This is a genomic window from Pseudomonas sp. LPB4.O, from assembly GCF_038383825.1.
Taxonomy (GTDB): Bacteria; Pseudomonadota; Gammaproteobacteria; order Pseudomonadales; family Pseudomonadaceae; genus Aquipseudomonas; species Aquipseudomonas putida.
Genome location: NZ_CP151298.1, coordinates 3788616 through 3805572, shown reverse-complemented (window position 1 = coordinate 3805572; position 16957 = coordinate 3788616). Strand labels below are relative to the sequence as shown.

Sequence of the window (16957 nt, the reverse complement as noted above, 5' to 3'; positions counted from 1 at the left end):
GCCACCGTGGCGCTGTGATGCCTCGCCGGGGACGAGTCCACCGATTACAAGGGATTGCGCAGGCCGTCAGACAGGTGCTCTACCAGAAAATCCACAAACACCCGCACCCGCGCCGGCATCGCCTGGCCACCGACGAACACCGCATGGATCGGCTCGCGGTCGTCAGGGTTGTACGCCTCCAGCAATGGCACCAGCCGTCCGCTGGCCAGGTCGTCGACCACCGTGAAGGTACCGATGCGCGCCACGCCGGCACCGATCCTGGCCAGTTGCGCCAAGGCTTCGCCGCTGCTGCATTCGATATTGCCCGTCACCTTCAACGAGAATGCCTGCCCGTCGCGGCGAAACGGCCAGTCGGGCGCGGCACGGCGGAAGTTGAAGCGCAGGCAGTTATGCCGGGCCAGGTCTTCAGGCTCAAGCGGGGTGCCGCAGCGTTGCAGGTACTCGGGCGAGGCAACCACCACCTGGCCGGTTTCACCAATGGCGCGGGCGCTCAATGAACTGTCCGGCAGGTGCCCGAAACGCAATGCCACGTCGGCCTGGCCGCCGAGAATGTCGGCCACTTCGTCACTGAGGGTAAGGTCAACCAGCACTTGCGGGTAACGTGCGCTGAAGGCCGCCAGCAGCGGTACCACGGTCAGCCGGGCATGGCCCAGCGCAGCGCTTACCCGCAAGCGCCCGCGCGGCACGCCCTGGTCGGTGATGGCTTCTTCCACTTCGAGCATGTCGGCCAGCACCCGCCGTGCACCGCGCAGGTACGCCTCACCCTCGGGGGTGAGGGTGATCGCCCGGGTGGTGCGTAGCAGCAGGCGGGTGCCCAGGCGCTGTTCGGTGCGGGCGATGATGCGGCTGACCGCAGAAGGCGTCAGGTTCAGTGCCCGCGCGGCGGCCGACAGGCTGCCTTCTTGCGCCACCCTGGCAAATATCTCCATCTCGCCGGATCTTCCACTGAAGTCCATTTGTGCCTCGTGCGCAAAGGTGGTTGGCAAAAAAGCAGTCTAGTGCGCTTTTGAAATGGATCGTAGCATTTGCGGCATAGATAAGGAGCTTGCCATGCGTATCAATCCACCTCTCGTCGCACTTGCCATCGGTGCCTTTGGCATCGGTGTCACCGAGTTCGCCCCCATGGGCATGTTGCCCAGTATCGCCACTGACCTTGGCGTCTCCATCCCCGCTGCCGGGCTGCTGGTCAGTGCCTATGCCATTGGCGTGCTGATCGGCGCACCGCTGATGACCCTGGCCACGGTGAAGATCCCGCGGCGTTATTTGCTGATCGGGCTGATGGCCATTTTCACACTGGGTAACCTGATGTCGGCCCTGGCCAGCGATTACACCAGCCTGCTGGTGGCCCGTGTGGTCACCTCGCTCAACCACGGTGCCTTCTTTGGCATCGGCTCGATTGTCGCGGCCAGCGTGGTACCGCCGGAGAAGCGCGCCGGGGCGGTGGCGGCAATGTTCATGGGCTTGACCCTGGCCACGATTGGCGGCGTGCCGCTGGCGACCTGGTTTGGTGAAATGCTGGGTTGGCGCACGGCATTCTGGGGTATTGCCGGGCTTGGCCTGGTGGCGATGACCACGCTCTGGTACGCGCTGCCCAATGTGCCGTCGCCCAAAGGTGACGGGGCCATGGCCGAAATCCGGGTGCTGGGCCGCGGCCCCGTACTGGCGGCGTTGCTGCTGACGGTGGTGGGTTCCAGTGCGATGTTTACGGTGTTCACCTACATTGCGCCGATCCTGCGGAGCGAGGCGGCGGCGTCCACCACCTTCGTGACAGCCATGCTGGTGTTGTTCGGTGTGGGCCTGACCTTGGGCAACGTGTGGGGCGGCAAGGCGGCAGACCGCTCGATCGACCGCACGCTGATCTTGTCGTTGGCGTTGTTGATTGGCGTGCTGCTGGTGTTCCCGCTGGTGCTGGACTGGCCACTGCCGACGGCCTTGGCGATCCTGGTCTGGGGCGCGGCCAGCTTTGCACTGGTGCCGCCACTGCAGATGCGGGTGATGGAGGCAGCCAAGGATGCGCCCAACCTGGCATCGGCGGTGAACATTGGTGCATTCAACCTGGGCAATGCGATTGGCGCGGCGCTGGGTGGCGCAGTGATCAACGCAGGTTTGGGCTACCCGGCGATTTCCCTGGCGGGCGCGGCGATGGCGGCGCTGGGGTTGGTGATGGTGTTGCTGTTTGCCTGGCGTGGGCGGGTGGTGGCAGCGGCGGGGCAGGTTGTGGTGTAACAAGCCGAGATCGCCGGGGGCGCTGTGCGCCCCTATCGCGGCACAAGGCCGCTCCTACAGGGGAATGCGATCTGTTGTGGGAGCGGCCTTGTGTCGCGATAGGGCTGCAAAGCAGCCCCGGGATCTTGCAGGTGGAACCCCTCGACACACCTCAGAACTTGCCGCGCAAGGTCAGCATGTAGTTGCGCGGCGCGCCGTACCAGTTGCCGGTGTCGCTGGCATCCACGGTCTGGTAGTAGGTCTTGTCGAAGAGGTTGTTGCCATTCAGCGTGGCCGTCCAGTGTTCATCGATGCGGTACTCGACCAAGCCGTTCCACACCGCATAACCGGCCTGGCGGAACGCATACGGGTCTTGCTGGCTGAGCCCACCGTCGGGCAGGCGGCGCTGGATGAAGCCACTCTTGTAGCTGTCGCTCTGGATGGTGGCACCCAGGCCGACCTTCCAGCGCTCGAACTCGCCGGGCAGCTGGTAGGTGGTAAAGAACTTGAACAGGTGCTTGGGTGTTTGCGTGCTCATCGGCGTGCCGTTGTTGGCGGCATTGCCGGCAACACGTTGCCTGTTGATGTTGAAGGTGTAGCCGGCCATGGCTTGCCAACCGGGGGCCAGCTCACCGGAAATCTCGCTGTCGATACCCTTGCTGATCACCTCGCCAGAGGCGCTGTAGAAACCTTGGCCCGTGCTCACCGCTTCGTTCAGACGCTTGGTGTAGTAAAGCGCGCTGGACAGGTTGAGGCGCCCATCGAGCAACTCGCCTTTGGTACCGAACTCGTAGGTTTCGCCCTCGATCGGCTCCAGTGGCTGGCTGCTGGGGGACTTGAAGGCGGTTTGCGGCTGGAAGATCTCGGCATAGCTGGTGTACAGCGACCACTGCCGGTTCAGGTCGAGCACCAGCGCGCCAAACGGGGTGATGACGCCGCGGTTGCTTTCCTTGACCCGGGTGTCGGCATTGTTGAAGACCGGGACCACGGTGCGGGTGTTGTCACGGTAGTCGGAGTAGCGTGCGCCCAAGGTCAGGTGCAGTGGCTCGGCAAGCTGCGCCTTGAAGGTGGCATATGCACCGGATTTGCGCTGGTTCCAGTCGGGATTGTAGTAGTAGCTGGGGGGTGTGCGCGGCTTGGGCATGGCGCCGGCGTCACCTGTGGTGATGTCGAAGGGCACGTTGATGTCGCTTACTTGCGACAGGTCGCTGTCGTCGGAGTAGCTGCGCATCACTTCTTCATAGTCGGCGCCGACCAGCAGTTCGTGGGTCAGGCCAAAGGCTTCGAAGGTGCCGGACAGGTTGGCATCGAACAAGTCCTGCTGGTTGTTGTAACCGCGGATGAAACGCTTGAAAGTGGTCTGGTTGGTGTTCGGGTCGACGGCGGCGCTCACTTCGCCAATGTCCTGGGTCGAATCGAACTTGCTTTTGGTGTAGCTGGCCTTGAGCTTCCAATTGTCGTCCAGCGCGTGCTCGACCTTGGCGAAGTACTCGGTGCGCTTGTAGTTGTTCGCGGACCAGTCGGCGGCCAGCGAGCGGCTGCGCGAGGTGCCGATTTCGGTGCCGTCCTTGTAGCGCACCAGGCCCCGGTCCCAGTAACCGTCCATGTCTCGCCATTCATAGGTGCCGCCGATGCTCACCAGGGTGGCCGGGCTCAGGTCTGCCTCCAGGGTGCCGAAGATCACGTGCTTCTCGCTGTCGGCATTGTCGTAGAAGTATTTCTTGTCCTCGAACGACATCGCCACGCGGCCGCGAAGTGCACCGTCGAACCCCAGCGGGCCAGTCAGGTCGACTTCGGAGCGGTAGTTGTCCCAGCTGCCGGCCGACTGGCTGATGCTCAGCTGGTTGAACGGCAAGGCGCGCTTGCGCACCAGGTTGATGCTGCCGCCCGGGTCGCCAGTGCCGCCGAACAAACCATCGGAGCCACGTAAAACCTCGACGTGGTCGTACGCGGTCATGTCGGGCAGGGTGTCGAAGGCTTCGTTGCGCAGCATCGGTGCGCCGCCGTCGGTCTGGATACTGCGGATGACGAAGCCACGCGAGTAAATCTGGTTTTTCGTGTCGTTGCCGCCGACCACGGTGATGCCGGTGGTCTGGTCCAGCACCTGGGTCAGGCTGGTGAGGTGCTGGTCATCCATGCGCTGGTGGGTCATAACACTCACCGACTGCGGGGTTTCGCGCAGGCTGCGTGGTGTCTTGCCGCCTGTGCTGATGGCGCCTGTGGTGTAGGAACCGGTGTTCTCGGTCTGCTCGCCGAGGTTGGCAGTGCCGGTCACGTTGGTCGGGTCCAGTGCCACAGCACCCAATGGCAGCGGTTCGCTGGCCGGGATCAGGCGGTAGCCGCTGTCCTGCGGCATGGCTTGCAGGCCGCTGCCGACCAGTAACTGCTGCAGGGCTTGTTGGCTGCTGAAACTGCCGCGCAGCCCGGCGCTGTATTTGCCGGCCAGGTCACCCGGGGTAAAGGCAATGTTCAGGCCGGTGCTGCGGCTGAGGGCAATCAGGGCTGCATCCAGCGAACCGGCCGGGATGGCCAGGTCGTAGCGGGTGGCGGTGCTGGCGCTGTCGGTGGCATGGGCCAAGGGCAGCGTAGCCAGGCCAAGGCTGGTGCAGAACAGGGCTTGGCGGATGGCGAGGCGCAAGGGGGCGGGTCGGGTCACGTGGGGTTCTCGTTGGCAATTTGAGTGTTCTGCTGTGTATGCCGGGCGAGATTGCAAACCCCTTCACCCGGCGAGCACTTTTTTTGCCGGGTTGTTTCAGGCGCTCAGGCGCACCCAGTAACGCGTCATTGCCTGTACGCGCAAGCCGTGGGTCTGGGCGATGAAGGCCAGGGTGGCGTCGGTGTCGGTGAGGTTGAAATTACCGCTGATAGTACGTTTCGCAACCTGTGGGTCGCAGCCAAGGTAGCCGTTGCGATAACGGCCGAGCTCGTCAAGCAGTTCGGCCAGCGGCATCGCCCTCGCGGTCAGCAGGCCGTCGCGCCAGGCGGCGGCGTCTTCGGCGTTGCCGGGCAGGCGCAGCGCGTTGTCACGGGTTACCCGCCAGGTTTCTCCGGGTTGGGCAACGGCATCGGTACCCGAGCGTGGCTGTATGTTCACGGTGCCTTCGGCAACGCCCAGGCGGCAGGCGTCGGCGTACTGACGTATGTTGCAGCGGCTGCCGTGGGCGGTGAACGTGGCAAAGGTGGTGGTGACCTGCAATGGGCGCTGTTGCAGGCTGGCACTGTCGGCACCACTGACCAGGTACAGCTCGCCGCGCAGCAGTTCGATGCGCCGGTGCCGGGCATCGAAATACACACGTACGGCGCTGTCGGTATTTAGCTCCAACTGGCTACCATCAGCCAGGGTCCAGCGCTGATGTTCGCCGACACGGGTGCTGTAGTCGGCCATCAGCCGCTGCCAAGGCGCGGTTTCGCGGCTCCCCCAGGCGGTGGTGCCGACTGCCGCGAACAGCGCCAGCAGTTTCAGCACCTGGCGCCGTTGCAGGCGGGCTTCAGGCAGTTTTTCCAGCGCCTGGCGCGCCAGCCCGCTCGGCACACCGGCAAAGTGCCCGCTCAGGCTCTGCATGCGCGCCCAGGCCAGCCGGTGGGTTTCGTCATCCGCCAGCCAGGCCTGGAAGGCCGCCCGGGTAGCAGGGTCGGGCCGGTTGTAGGTGAGACGGATCGACCATTCGATGGCCTGGTCTACTGTTGCGCCGGGTAGCGCCGGCAGTGTGCTGGTGCTCATGGCGTGCTTTCGAAGACAAGCTGATAGCAATGGCGCAAGGCTTTGCTGAGGTCTCGTTCCACGGTGGACAGCGACACCCCCAGCTGTTCGGCAATGCGCGGGCAGGGCATGCCATCCAGTTGTGCCAGCAGGAAGATGGTGCGTGTGCGTGCGGGCAGCGCGTCAAGCAGCCGGTCGATGGCCACCAGTGCCTCGATGGCCAGGGCACTGGTCTCCGGTGATGGCACTTGGGCCTCGGGCAGCTGCGCCAGCGTCTCCAGCCAGGCCCGCTCGATGTCGCGATGGCGCCACAGGTCGATGACCAGCCCGCGGGCGATCGTGCGCAAATAGGCACGTGGCTCCAACAGCGCCTTTGCCTGGCGCCTTTGCAGTACCCGGACAAAGGTGTCGTGGGCAAGGTCGGCAGCATCCGCTGCACTGTTCAGCCGATGGCGCAGCCAGCCTTGCAGCCAGCCGTGGTGCTCGACGTAAAGATGCTCGATGGGGTGTCTGCTGCCGGGCATGCCACTCTTCCGTGTTCGCGCACTAATGGTAATGACTCGCATTATTACCCAATGCCCGGCAGTGAAACCAGTGTTGTACGTTACGGCGTACCGTTACGGCCGTGCAGGTGATAGGCCGGGCGTTCGCTCAGGCGTTCGTAATAATCGCGCACCGCTGGCAGGTGCGGGTGCTCGAACGGCGTTTCGAACCAGCGATTGACCGAGAGGCCGATAGGGATATCGGCCAGGGTGAACTGGCTGCCGGCTACGTAGGCACCGGTGCTGGCCAGTTGGCGGTCGAGGATATGCATGTAGCGCGACCATTCGGCGCAACCGGCGGCCAGTGCTTGCGGGTCCTGGTGGGAGGGGGAGTGCCTGACCAGTGACATGAATGCGTAGCTCCACGAGCGGTTCAGGTCCGAGGCCTGCCAGTCGATCCACTGGTCGATCCTGGCCCGCGCCTGGGCATCGTCGGGGTAGAACGCGGTGGCACCGTAGCGGTTGGCCAGGTAGCGGATGATGCTGTTGGACTCCCACAAGGTGAAGTCGCCATCCTGGATCACCGGGATCATGGCGTTGGGGTTCAATGCCAGGAACTCCGCGCTGTCAGTGGCCTTGAAGCCAGCGCCCCAGTCTTCGCGCTCGAATGCGACCTCGAATTCGGCGCAGGCCCACAGGACTTTTCGCACATTGATGGAAGAAGCTCTGCCCAGTATCCGTAGCATGGTGTTCGTCCTGGTGTGGGGGAGGTTGATCGTCCGACACTGGCAGGTGCCGGTCAAGGGGCTGATCGGTGGCAGAGCGCCCATTTCATGGGGTTCGTGTAGTCCATTTCCGAAAGTGGTTCTTTCCATCCTGCTGGTCATTGTGATGGGGGAGGTGGCGTCCTAGGCTGGGGATGCTCATAACCCCGAGGAATGGACATGGACAACGACACCCCGAAAAGCAGCAAGATCAATGTCGTGCCTGCAGCGAGCCGGTTTGGCAACGCCGATGCCGAACTGGTGCAGATGAAACCGCAGCTGCCAATGAGGACCGCACTGATGGAGGCCTCGGGCATCATGGGCTGCATCACTGAAATTACCCGCAAGGCCATCGACAGGCCAGCCGACCGCAAGGTGATGATGCAGGCCACGTTCTATCTGGCCGGCATGGCCAAGGCACTGATCGATGGCCAGCTGCAGCAGGTGCGTCAGGCGCGTGAAGGTGAGCGCGAACCCTAGTCAAGCTTGCCTGGGGGCCTTTAACTTGGCACCCTTGGGCGGTTTGAATCGTCTGTATCACCACAGAAGGAAGTTTGCATTGAGCTGGGACAAGGTGGGGAAACTCCTCGTAGCCGTGCTTTTAGGCCTGATGGTGCTTTTGACCGCCTACGTGTTGCTCAGGAGCAGCCCGCGCCTGGAGGCGTCACTGACCTATGCCTACCTCACCTATCCCACCCAGTTCAGCGAGCGCATAAGCAAAGCCAGCGAGCAACTCAAGTATGAGCAGTTGCAGGGGCGTATCAACAGTATCGGCCAGGGCGGTCTAAGCCACGATCAGGTCGAACGCCTGATTGAGATGGCCCAGGCACCCTATGCGCAGTTGTTCGCCAAGCCCTTCGAGGCCGGCCTGGTCGATCACCGTACCGGCTTGCTTATCGAACTGCGCAACAGTGGTGACGCGCCGGTACGGGAGGTAAAGATCCGTCTGCCAGCCAAGGGCCTGGTGCAGGTGCGTGATGCTGCCGGCAACGACACCCTGCTGGAGACCGCTACCGCGCAGGTGGACATCCCGGCCATCGAGCCGGGTGGCACGTGCAAGGTCTGGGTCTATTTCGATGCAGACTATTTGCAGATTCGCCAGGGCGGGGTCAGCATCAGCCACGCCGACGGAGTGGCCAATGTGCAGGTGTACCACGAGGTCATCGGTTTTCCAGCCACCGTGGCCCGCTACAGCCGCGAGTTGATGGTGTTGCTGGGCGTACTGGCGGTCAGCGTGCTGGGCCTGGGTTATGCCTGCCTGGCACGGCGTAGACCGCGGTAAACGCCTCACCTGCAGGAGCAGCCTTGTGCTGCGAAGAGGCCGGTACGAGCGACACTGATGCATCGCCTGAACCGGCCTCTTCGCAGCACAAGGAGTTGTGCAGGCTGTCAGCGTCTGTGAGCCACACTGCGTCCCAGTGGGGATAAACGCCAATCCACGCATAGAGGCTGGAGCCGCTTTCGGTGTTGGCAGATCATTACCCCGTTTCACGGCGATACGCTTGTCTGTAGGAGCAGCCTTGTGCTGCGAAGAGGCTAGTACGAGCGACACTGATGCATCGCCTGAACCGGCTTCTTCGCAGCACAAGGCAGCTCCTACAAGGAGTTGTGCAGGCTGTCAGCGTCTGTGAGCCACACTGCGTCCCAGTGGGGATAATCGCCAATCCACGCATAGAGGCTGGAGCCGCTTTCGGTGTTGGCAGATCATTACCCCGTTTCACGGCGATACGCTTGTCTGTAGGAGCAGCAGCCTTGTGCTGCGAAGAGGCCGGTACGAGCGACACTGATGCATCGCCTGAACCGGCTTCTTCGCAGCACAAGGCAGCTCCTACAAGGAGTTGTGCAAGCTGTCAGCGTCTGTGAGCCACACTGCGTCCCAGTGGGGATAATCGCCAATCTGTGTTGCCAGACCTGCCCGCAAAGGGTTGGCAACAATGTACCGGGCCACCTTGCGTGTATCGTCCTCCATGCGCAGCGCCCGGTCATGATAGCCACGCTGCCAGGCCTGGCCTGGGCAAATGCCCGCTTTGCACAATGCTGTGCCTGAGCGGGATTTGAACTGCCGCATCAGGCTGCTCAAAGTGATGGCATGCAACTCTATCAGCCAATGCAAGTGATCAGGCATCAACACCCAGGCAAGTGAGCGGCAGTCGCCGAGGAAGTCCGAGTGCCTCAACTCCCTGATGACCAGGCGTGCCGCTCGCAGATCGTGGAATAACGGCCTGCGCTGGTGGGTAACAGTGGTTAGCAAGTACAACCTGCCAGGTTCGGAAAAACGCCCCCGCCGCAAGAGATTTGCTTCGGCTCGATCCATGTTGTGCACCTCGCATCCATTCGTTGTGAGCACCAACCATAGAGGCAGGAGCCGCTTTCGGTGGTGGCAGATCATTACCCCGTTTTACAGCGTTACGCTTGTCTGTAGGAGCAGCCTTGTGCTGCGAAGAGGCCAGTACGAGCGACACTAATGCATCGCCTGAACCGGCCTCTTCGCAGCACAAGGCTGCTCCTACAGCGAAATGTGGCATGCGTGTTCTGCGATCAAGGGTCATTTGCTTAAAACTCAATGCCCCCCCGTTGACGACGCTCTATAGTGCTCGGCATTACAAGACCCATGTCGAGCCTGCCTGATGATCCCTTCCCTGGATTCCATTTTTTCTCGCCTGCGCCTGCGTCAGTTGCGCCTGCTGATCGAGCTGGATCGCTGTGGTTCGCTGCACAAGGCGGCCGAAGCCATGGCCATTTCCCAGCCCGGGGCCACCAAGGCGTTGCGCGAGGTGGAGGAAGTGCTGGGGGTACCATTGTTCCAGCGCCTGCCCAGCGGCCTGGTAGCCAACGACGTGGGCCGTTGCGTGGTGCGCTATGCGCGGCTGATCCACAGCGACCTGGGGCATTTGCGCGAAGAGGTGCTAGGCATCGTCCAAGGTCAGGGTGGGCGTCTGGCGGTGGGCAGCATCATGGGGGCCATGCCGACACTGGTCAGGGCCTTGGGGCGCTTGCGCCGCAAGCAGCCGCAGCTGGCGGTGGAAATTGCCGAGAATACCAGCGCCAACCTGCTCGCCCAGCTGGACGAGGGGCGCCTGGACCTGGCCATCTGCCGGCCGGGGCTGGGCCGCAACGCGGCGGACTATACCTTTGTCGAACTCGCCCAGGAGCCTTTGGTGGTGGTCGCGCACCCCCAGCATCCGCTTGCCAGGGCAGCGGCACTGGCGATCAGCGACTTGAGCCATTACCGCTGGGTGGTCTACCCGGCGAACATGCCCATGCGCCAGGCGCTGGAGCGCGAGTTGAGCGAGGCAGGGGTGGAGGTGCCCCGCTACCCGCTGGAAACCTTCTCCACCTTCGCGACGTTCATGCTGCTGGAGGATGACCCGACGCTGGTCGCGGTCATTCCCAGTGCCGTGGCGGCCTTTGCCGAGCAGCGCGGGTTGCTGGTGTCGCTGGCGGTGCAGCTACGGGCGTTGAGCGAGCCGTTCGGCATCGTGCACCGTGTGGCGGCGCCGCTATCGCCAGCTGCGCGGTTGCTGGTAGAGGAATTGACTCCCAATTGAAGTTTGACGGCGCTCGCCCTCCAGCCCATTGCTGGCGGGCTGGTGGGGATAAGCGATGGTTATTGGTGGATCAGCTCTTTTCATTATCGGCGCCCCTGCCTGTGCTCTAGATTACCCCCGGCACGGCCTGCCAGTACCCCTGTAACCCCATTTCATCAAGGAGCAACCCAATGGATCTAGGCATTACCGGCCGCTGGGCCATCGTCTGCGCGGCCAGCCAAGGCCTGGGCAAAGGCTGCGCCGAGGCGCTTGGCAAAGAAGGCGTGAACCTGGTCATCAATGCCCGCACCCAAGCCACCCTGGAGCAGACCGCCAGCGAGTTGCGGGCGGCCTGCCCAGGCATCGAGGTGCGTACCGTGGCCGGCGATGTGGCCGATGCCCAGGTGCGTCAGGCGCTGTTGGGGGCCTGCCCACAGGTCGACATCCTGGTCAACAACGCCGGTGGCCCGCCACCGGGGGACTTCCGTGACTGGGGGCGTGACGACTGGCTGAAGGCGCTGGACGCCAACATGCTCACCCCCATCGAGCTGATCAAGGCGGTGCTCGACGGCATGGCCGAGCGCGGTTTTGGCCGGGTAGTGAATATCACTTCTGGCGCGGTGAAGGCGCCGATCGACATTCTTGGTTTGTCCAACGGCGCCCGCAGTGGCCTGACCGGTTTCATTGCCGGCCTGGCCCGGCAGCAGCGCCTGGCGGGCAGCAATGTGACACTGAACAACCTGCTGCCTGGGGCGTTCGACACGGCGCGTTTGCAAAAGACTTTGCAGGCGGCGGGTGGCGATGTGCAAGCGACTGCCCAGGCCAGGCGCAAGGCCATCCCGGCGGCGCGCTTTGGCGATGCCGGGGAGTTTGGCGCGTACTGTGCGTTCCTGTGCAGTGCGCATGCCGGTTATATCACCGGGCAGAGCCTGCTGATCGATGGCGGGGCGTATCCGGGTACCTTCTAAAGGTGTGGGGGCGCAGTGCCCCCACAACCAAGGTGGCCAGGCAAACTGGCAATGATCCGGTGAATACCGCATACTTGTCGGCAAACGCCGAAACAGGAGTATGCCATGCTTGCCGAAGTGCTTCGCGACAACGGTTACCACGAGTACCGGGCGCGCCTGCAGGCGCTGCTGGAAATACCCGAACTTGCCAGTGACTTCGAAATCCACACCCGCATCACCCATGGTTTTGCTGCCACCTGGCTGGTGAAGCTGACTGAGCGCGGTGTATTCACGCCGGTGGAGCGGGACCAGATCATTCCCCTGCGCACCCTCAAAACCCGTATCGAGCGTGACCAGCCGCTGACCGTGGAAGAGAGTGATCGGCTGTTCCGCTCGGCCCACATCACCGCCATGGCCGAAGCCGTGTTCGGCGAAGCGGACAAGGCCAAGCGCTGGCTGTCCAAGCCCAAGGAACGCTTCTCCGGGCTGACGCCGATGCAGATGCTCACCACCCAGCAAGGCACCACTCAGGTCGAAGAGATGTTGCTGCAGATTGCCGAGGGCTTTGGCCTGTGATTCTGTGGCGTATCAGCGCTTATGCAGATTTGAGCGGCACAGGGGGCTTGCGTGTAAGCGGCCGCTGGCACCAGGCGGGCCGGCCGGTAGTGTATGCCGCCACCAGCCCTTCCGGGGCCATGCTCGAGGTGCTGGTGCACCTGGAGATCGACCCCGAGGATTTTCCTACCACCATGCGCCTGATCCGCATCGAATTGCCCGACACGGTTTCACAGGCGCAGCTGCCGGCCTTGGAGCCCGGCTGGTCCGCTCAGCCTGAGTTGACCCGGGCGCTGGGCAATCGCTTTCTGGATGACTGCTCGGCATTGTTGCTGCCGGTGCCGAGCGCGATCATGCCCAGCACCATCAACTACCTGTTCAACCCACGGCACCCACAGGCGCAGCGCGCGAAAATCCAGGTCGAGGATTTTACCCCGGACAGCCGCTTGTTCTAGCGTGTGTTCACCACAGTGCAGCCGACGCCGTCGTCAGCACTCGACCAAACACTGCCAGCGCCTGGTCCACTTGCGCCTCGGTGGTGAATCGGCCGATGCTCAAGCGCACACTGTTGCGTGCCTGACGTTCGTCCAGCCCCAGTGCCAGCAGTACATGCGAGGCGGCGTTGCTCGCCGAGTTACAGGCCGAGGTGGTCGACAAGGCCAGCTCGCTGGCCAGTGCCGCGCTGTTGAAGCCCTTGTTGTCGATGCACAGGTTCAGGGTGTGGGGGATGCGTTGGCTGGGGCTGCCGTTGAGGGTCACGCCGGGTAAAGCCAGCAGGCCCTCGCGCAGGCGCGTGGCCAATTGCTCAAGGCGCTGGTGCTCGCTGTCACCTGGTTGGCCGGCCAGGGCAAAGGCGCTGCCCATGCCGGCGATCTGATGGGTTGCCAGGGTGCCGGAACGCAGGCCCTGCTCATGGCCGCCGCCGTGCATCTGCGCACGCATCAGCGTACGGGCGCGTGGCCCGACATACAGCGCGCCGATCCCTTTTGGCCCGTAAACCTTGTGCGCCGAGAACGACATCAGGTCCACGGCCATCGCGTTCAGGTCGATGGCGAGCTTGCCTACGGCCTGTGCGGCATCCACGTGCAGCAGGGCACCGTGGGCACGCACCTGTTGGCCGATGGCGGCAAAATCGGTAACCGTGCCCAGCTCGTTGTTGACCGCCATCAACGATACCAGGCGGGTATCGGCGCGCAACGCTGCCTGCACGCTTGCAGGCGGGATCAGGCCGGCGGCATCCGGCGTCAGGCGGGTCACGGCCCAGCCTTGGCGCTCCAGTTCGGCCACCGTGTCGAGCACGGCTTTGTGCTCCAGTTGGCTAGTGATCAGGTGCCCAGGCTGGTCGAAGCCTTGGGCAATGCCTTTGAGTGCCAGGTTGTTGGATTCGGTAGCGCCCGACGTCCAGACCAAGTTGTCGGCTTGCGCGCCGACGCGCTCGGCCACGTGCTGGCGGGCTTGCTCCACGGCCTGTCGAGCCGCCTGGCCGTAGGCGTGGCCACTGGACGCCGGGTTGCCGAAGTTGGCCTCGCTGCCAAGGCAGGCAAGCATGGTTTCGATGACCCGATCGTCGACGGGGGTGGTGGCGGCGTAATCGAAATAAAGTGGGGCGCTGGGCATTGGGGCGGGTCCATGTCTGTCGCCGTGAAATCGGCGATAGTTGGGGTAAGCGTATCCGCCATGGCTGAGATATTTTTCGCTTCCCGCCGCTTTTTTCTCAATGGGTGTGAGAAAAATTTCTCTATTTCGAACCGTTGGTAGAATATCTTTCTTCGGGAGGGGCGAGGCTGATGGGCCGCCCCTCGTAGGCAGCTTCAGGCGGGCTGCAGGGCTTTCTCTTCCTCGGCTACCACGCGTTCGCACAATTCGGTGATCTGCTCGCGCATCCAGCGGTTGGCCGGGTCCTGATCAGTGCTTTCATGCCAGTACAGGTGCGTTTCCAGTGCGGGCACCTCCACTGGCAGTGGCTGGTAACGCAACTGATGGCGACGGGCGAAACGCTCGGGAACGGTCATCGCCATGTCGGTCTGCTGCAACACCTGCGAGGCCATCAGGTAGTGCTGCGAACGCAGGGCGACCTTGCGCTGAACACCCATCTTGCCCAGCGCCAGGTCGACGTAACCCAGGCCATTACGGCGGCTGGAAATATGGATATGGGTCATGCCCAGGTAGCTGTCGAGGGTCAGTTTGCTGTCAGCGAGTGGGTGGCCCTGGCGCAGGGCGCACACATAGCGGTCTTGCATCAGCTTGACGTGGCGCACCTGCGGGTCGGTGTTCAGGGGGGCGTCGATGGCGAAGTCCAGGCGGCCCGCGGCGAGTTCCTTGGTGGTCTCGCGGCGCTTGCACAGGAAGCTTTCGATCAGCACCGCCGGCGCCAGGCGGCGCAGGCGCTGGAACAGCGGCGGCAGGATGACCGCCTCGGTCAGGTCGGTCATGCTGATGCGGAAGGTTTTGTTGGCCTGTTGCGGGTTGAAGATGCGGCTTTCCTGCACCGACGTACGCAACAGTGCCAGGGCGTTGCGCACCGGGCCGATGATGTTCTGCGCCATCGGCGTGGGCACCATACCTTGTGCGGTGCGCACGAACAGCGGGTCGTTGAAGGTTTCGCGCAGCCGCGAAAGGGCGTTGGACACTGCAGGCTGGGTAATGCCGACAATCTGACCGGCGCGGGTCAGGTTGGCTTCGGTGTAGATCGCATCGAACACGATGAACAGGTTGAGGTCGACCTTGCTGAGGTTCATGGGCGCCGCTCTTTGTTGGAATTATTGGCCGATCATATATCGGTTATGAATGTTTATACACGCGGAAAATAGACTAGGTGGATGGGGCCGCGCTGCTCTAGGCTCTGCGCATGTACTCCGAACCGTGAAGGTAGCCCCGATGGATTTCGCCTATTCGCCCAAGGTCCAGGCACTGCGCGAGCGCGTTACTGCGTTCATGGACGCCTACGTGTACCCCGCCGAAGCCGTGTTCGAGCGCCAGGTTGCCGAGGGCGACCGCTGGCAGCCCACGGCAATCATGGAAGAACTCAAGGCCAAGGCCCGCGCCGAAGGGCTGTGGAACCTGTTCTTGCCCGAATCGGAATACGGCGCCGGCCTGAGCAACCTGGAATACGCCCCGCTGGCGGAAATCATGGGCCGTTCCTTGCTCGGACCAGAGCCGTTCAACTGCTCTGCGCCGGACACCGGCAACATGGAAGTGCTGGTGCGTTATGGCAGTGAAGCGCAGAAACGCCAGTGGCTGGAGCCTTTGTTGCGCGGTGAGATCCGCTCGGCGTTTGCCATGACCGAGCCGGACGTTGCCTCCTCGGACGCGACCAATATGGCCGCCACTGCCGTGCGTGACGGCGACGAATGGGTTATCAATGGCCGCAAATGGTGGACCTCCGGCGCCTGCGACCCGCGTTGCAAGGTCATGATCTTCATGGGCCTGTCCGACCCTGAAGGCCCACGCCACCAGCAGCATTCGATGGTGCTGGTGCCCACCGATGCGCCGGGCGTGAAGATCGTCCGCCCGTTACCGGTGTTCGGCTATGACGATGCCCCTCATGGCCACGCCGAGGTGCTTTTCGAGAACGTACGGGTGCCTTATGAAAATGTGCTGCTCGGCGAGGGGCGCGGCTTCGAGATTGCCCAAGGGCGCCTTGGCCCAGGCCGTATCCACCACTGCATGCGCTCGATCGGCATGGCCGAGCGTGCGCTGGAGCTGATGTGCAAGCGCTCGGTGGAGCGTACTGCTTTTGGTCGGCCCCTGGCACGGCTGGGTGGCAACGTCGACAAGATCGCCGACTCACGCATGGAAATCGACATGGCGCGGCTGTTGACGTTGAAGGCGGCGTACATGATGGACACCGTCGGCAACAAGGTGGCCCGCAGCGAAATCGCGCAGATCAAGGTGGTGGCGCCAAACGTGGCGTTGAAGGTGATCGACCGGGCGATCCAGATGCATGGCGGGGCAGGGGTGAGCGGCGATTTTCCGCTGGCCTACATGTACGCCATGCAGCGCACCCTGCGCCTGGCCGACGGGCCGGATGAAGTGCACCGGGCGGCGATTGGCAAATATGAAATTGGTAAGTATGTGCCGGTGGAGCTGTTGCGTAGCGGGCGGTCATAGATGAGCTGATTCTTGCCAGCCTGCATCTGCCTAATGCTTTTTCAGGCTTTCCCGTCAGTCGCCTGTGTTTTTTTTTAGCGGGTGCGCGTGATCAGCTGGCCTTGGGTGCGCAGGACCTCATCGTGCTCGAAATCGCTGATGACCCGGCCGTTGAGGTTGATCTGGTGCAGGTGCCCGCTGCCGTAGTACAGGTGGTTGAGTTCGCGCTGGTCGGGCAGGACCAGCGTCTGCAGGTTGCCCAGCTCGTCATAGCGATACTGCAGCAAGCCAGCGCTGTTGGTATCGCTGAGAAATTGCCCGTTGGCGTCGTAGGTGTAGTCGAGTTGCTGTTGTTCTCCTTTGTCGTCCGTGCAGGTGATGGACAGCAGGTTGTCGGCCGCGTCGTAGCCGTAGTCGGTGGTGCCATCTTCGGTGCGCTTGCAGAGAAGGCGGCCGATTGCGTCGCGCTCGAAGTCATGGCGGATGGCGGTCGTGCGTGTCGGCGGAGCGTTGTCGGACAGTGGCGGCTGTTCGTCAGGCGAGGGCACATGGGTAAGACGAGTGACCTCATCCAGTACGTTGCAGGCATAGAGGCGGCTGCTAGCCCTGCCGCTGGTGTTGGGGTAGGGCCCAAGGGCAGCTGACACCCTGATTCGGCCCCACTCGTCGCAAATGATCCTCACCTCCG

The 16957-nt window shown here is 63.1% G+C and carries 17 protein-coding genes; 8 read left to right on the top strand and 9 right to left on the bottom strand.

Going from position 1 to position 16957, the window contains the following annotated elements; all coding sequences use genetic code 11:
- Positions 1 to 44: 44 nt before the first annotated feature.
- Entirely contained in the window at positions 45 to 956 is a 912-nt protein-coding gene (locus tag MRBLPB4O_RS17115; RefSeq protein ID WP_341796029.1) for a LysR family transcriptional regulator, read from the bottom strand.
- Between the two features lie 94 nt (positions 957 to 1050).
- Between MRBLPB4O_RS17115 and MRBLPB4O_RS17110 the strand changes: the two genes are divergently transcribed.
- Positions 1051 to 2226: an MFS transporter gene (locus MRBLPB4O_RS17110; RefSeq protein WP_341796028.1), complete on the top strand. Its 1176-nt coding sequence runs from the start codon at positions 1051 to 1053 to the stop codon at positions 2224 to 2226.
- A gap of 151 nt (positions 2227 to 2377) precedes the next feature.
- On the opposite strand, the gene MRBLPB4O_RS17105 is transcribed toward MRBLPB4O_RS17110, so the two are convergent.
- The 4 genes from MRBLPB4O_RS17105 to MRBLPB4O_RS17090 form a co-directional block, all read right to left on the bottom strand.
- Positions 2378 to 4861, bottom strand: a complete 2484-nt coding sequence (locus tag MRBLPB4O_RS17105; RefSeq protein ID WP_341796027.1) for a TonB-dependent siderophore receptor — start codon at positions 4859 to 4861, stop codon at positions 2378 to 2380.
- 96 nt (positions 4862 to 4957) lie between these two features.
- A complete protein-coding gene (locus MRBLPB4O_RS17100; protein WP_341796026.1) occupies positions 4958 to 5926 on the bottom strand; it encodes a FecR family protein in 969 nt (322 codons plus the stop codon).
- Entirely contained in the window at positions 5923 to 6429 is a 507-nt protein-coding gene (locus MRBLPB4O_RS17095) for a sigma-70 family RNA polymerase sigma factor (protein WP_341796025.1), read from the bottom strand. Before MRBLPB4O_RS17095 ends, MRBLPB4O_RS17100 begins: the two co-directional genes overlap by 4 nt.
- Before the next feature lie 80 nt (positions 6430 to 6509).
- On the bottom strand, positions 6510 to 7133 hold the full coding sequence (locus MRBLPB4O_RS17090; protein ID WP_341796024.1) for a glutathione S-transferase: 624 nt from the start codon (positions 7131 to 7133) through the stop codon (positions 6510 to 6512).
- Positions 7134 to 7331: 198 nt separating this feature from the next.
- Here MRBLPB4O_RS17090 and MRBLPB4O_RS17085 point away from each other — a divergent pair, with 198 nt between their 5' ends.
- Both MRBLPB4O_RS17085 and MRBLPB4O_RS17080 read left to right on the top strand, forming a co-directional pair.
- On the top strand, positions 7332 to 7631 hold the full coding sequence (locus MRBLPB4O_RS17085) for a DUF3077 domain-containing protein (RefSeq protein WP_341796023.1): 300 nt from the start codon (positions 7332 to 7334) through the stop codon (positions 7629 to 7631).
- Positions 7632 to 7710: 79 nt separating this feature from the next.
- Positions 7711 to 8433, top strand: coding sequence for a hypothetical protein (locus tag MRBLPB4O_RS17080; protein ID WP_341796022.1), 723 nt, complete (start codon positions 7711 to 7713; stop codon positions 8431 to 8433).
- A gap of 546 nt (positions 8434 to 8979) precedes the next feature.
- Here MRBLPB4O_RS17080 and MRBLPB4O_RS17075 read toward each other — a convergent pair.
- Positions 8980 to 9465 carry a transposase gene (locus tag MRBLPB4O_RS17075; protein WP_341796021.1) on the bottom strand — a complete coding sequence of 162 codons (486 nt, stop codon included), beginning with the start codon at positions 9463 to 9465 and terminating at the stop codon, positions 8980 to 8982.
- A gap of 313 nt (positions 9466 to 9778) precedes the next feature.
- Here MRBLPB4O_RS17075 and MRBLPB4O_RS17070 point away from each other — a divergent pair, with 313 nt between their 5' ends.
- The 4 genes from MRBLPB4O_RS17070 to MRBLPB4O_RS17055 all read left to right on the top strand — a co-directional run bounded on the left by MRBLPB4O_RS17070 (position 9779) and on the right by MRBLPB4O_RS17055 (position 12635).
- Entirely contained in the window at positions 9779 to 10699 is a 921-nt protein-coding gene (locus tag MRBLPB4O_RS17070; protein WP_341796020.1) for a LysR family transcriptional regulator, read from the top strand.
- Positions 10700 to 10869: 170 nt separating this feature from the next.
- Positions 10870 to 11646, top strand: a complete 777-nt coding sequence (locus MRBLPB4O_RS17065) for an SDR family oxidoreductase (RefSeq protein ID WP_341796019.1) — start codon at positions 10870 to 10872, stop codon at positions 11644 to 11646.
- Positions 11647 to 11751: 105 nt separating this feature from the next.
- Entirely contained in the window at positions 11752 to 12201 is a 450-nt protein-coding gene (locus MRBLPB4O_RS17060) for an MbcA/ParS/Xre antitoxin family protein (protein WP_016487684.1), read from the top strand.
- Entirely contained in the window at positions 12198 to 12635 is a 438-nt protein-coding gene (locus MRBLPB4O_RS17055; protein WP_341796018.1) for an RES family NAD+ phosphorylase, read from the top strand. Before MRBLPB4O_RS17060 ends, MRBLPB4O_RS17055 begins: the two co-directional genes overlap by 4 nt.
- 7 nt (positions 12636 to 12642) lie before the next feature.
- On the opposite strand, the gene MRBLPB4O_RS17050 is transcribed toward MRBLPB4O_RS17055, so the two are convergent.
- Together MRBLPB4O_RS17050 and MRBLPB4O_RS17045 are read right to left on the bottom strand one after the other, a co-directional pair.
- Entirely contained in the window at positions 12643 to 13797 is a 1155-nt protein-coding gene (locus tag MRBLPB4O_RS17050; RefSeq protein ID WP_341796017.1) for an aminotransferase class V-fold PLP-dependent enzyme, read from the bottom strand.
- Positions 13798 to 13991: 194 nt separating this feature from the next.
- Positions 13992 to 14918 (bottom strand): LysR family transcriptional regulator, encoded by a 927-nt coding sequence (locus tag MRBLPB4O_RS17045; protein ID WP_049274693.1) that lies wholly within the window; start codon positions 14916 to 14918, stop codon positions 13992 to 13994.
- 139 nt (positions 14919 to 15057) lie between these two features.
- Here MRBLPB4O_RS17045 and MRBLPB4O_RS17040 point away from each other — a divergent pair, with 139 nt between their 5' ends.
- Positions 15058 to 16290, top strand: a complete 1233-nt coding sequence (locus MRBLPB4O_RS17040) for an acyl-CoA dehydrogenase (protein WP_341796016.1) — start codon at positions 15058 to 15060, stop codon at positions 16288 to 16290.
- Positions 16291 to 16364: 74 nt separating this feature from the next.
- On the opposite strand, the gene MRBLPB4O_RS17035 is transcribed toward MRBLPB4O_RS17040, so the two are convergent.
- The gene (locus MRBLPB4O_RS17035; protein WP_341796015.1) at positions 16365 to 16916 is read right to left on the bottom strand and encodes a hypothetical protein; all 552 of its coding nucleotides are present in this window, start codon (positions 16914 to 16916) and stop codon (positions 16365 to 16367) included.
- Positions 16917 to 16957 lie beyond the last annotated feature (41 nt).

What these genes read in the sequence shown, in the direction of transcription:
- MRBLPB4O_RS17115 (WP_341796029.1), bottom strand. Translation starts at nt 956, where the DNA reads ATGGACTTCAGTGGAAGATCCGGCGAGATGGAGATATTTGCCAGGGTG.
- MRBLPB4O_RS17110 (WP_341796028.1), top strand. Translation starts at nt 1,051, where the DNA reads ATGCGTATCAATCCACCTCTCGTCGCACTTGCCATCGGTGCCTTTGGC.
- MRBLPB4O_RS17100 (WP_341796026.1), bottom strand. Translation starts at nt 5,926, where the DNA reads ATGAGCACCAGCACACTGCCGGCGCTACCCGGCGCAACAGTAGACCAG.
- MRBLPB4O_RS17095 (WP_341796025.1), bottom strand. Translation starts at nt 6,429, where the DNA reads ATGCCCGGCAGCAGACACCCCATCGAGCATCTTTACGTCGAGCACCAC.
- MRBLPB4O_RS17090 (WP_341796024.1), bottom strand. Translation starts at nt 7,133, where the DNA reads ATGCTACGGATACTGGGCAGAGCTTCTTCCATCAATGTGCGAAAAGTC.
- MRBLPB4O_RS17085 (WP_341796023.1), top strand. Translation starts at nt 7,332, where the DNA reads ATGGACAACGACACCCCGAAAAGCAGCAAGATCAATGTCGTGCCTGCA.
- MRBLPB4O_RS17075 (WP_341796021.1), bottom strand. Translation starts at nt 9,465, where the DNA reads ATGGATCGAGCCGAAGCAAATCTCTTGCGGCGGGGGCGTTTTTCCGAA.
- MRBLPB4O_RS17070 (WP_341796020.1), top strand. Translation starts at nt 9,779, where the DNA reads ATGATCCCTTCCCTGGATTCCATTTTTTCTCGCCTGCGCCTGCGTCAG.
- MRBLPB4O_RS17065 (WP_341796019.1), top strand. Translation starts at nt 10,870, where the DNA reads ATGGATCTAGGCATTACCGGCCGCTGGGCCATCGTCTGCGCGGCCAGC.
- MRBLPB4O_RS17060 (WP_016487684.1), top strand. Translation starts at nt 11,752, where the DNA reads ATGCTTGCCGAAGTGCTTCGCGACAACGGTTACCACGAGTACCGGGCG.
- MRBLPB4O_RS17050 (WP_341796017.1), bottom strand. Translation starts at nt 13,797, where the DNA reads ATGCCCAGCGCCCCACTTTATTTCGATTACGCCGCCACCACCCCCGTC.
- MRBLPB4O_RS17045 (WP_049274693.1), bottom strand. Translation starts at nt 14,918, where the DNA reads ATGAACCTCAGCAAGGTCGACCTCAACCTGTTCATCGTGTTCGATGCG.
- MRBLPB4O_RS17040 (WP_341796016.1), top strand. Translation starts at nt 15,058, where the DNA reads ATGGATTTCGCCTATTCGCCCAAGGTCCAGGCACTGCGCGAGCGCGTT.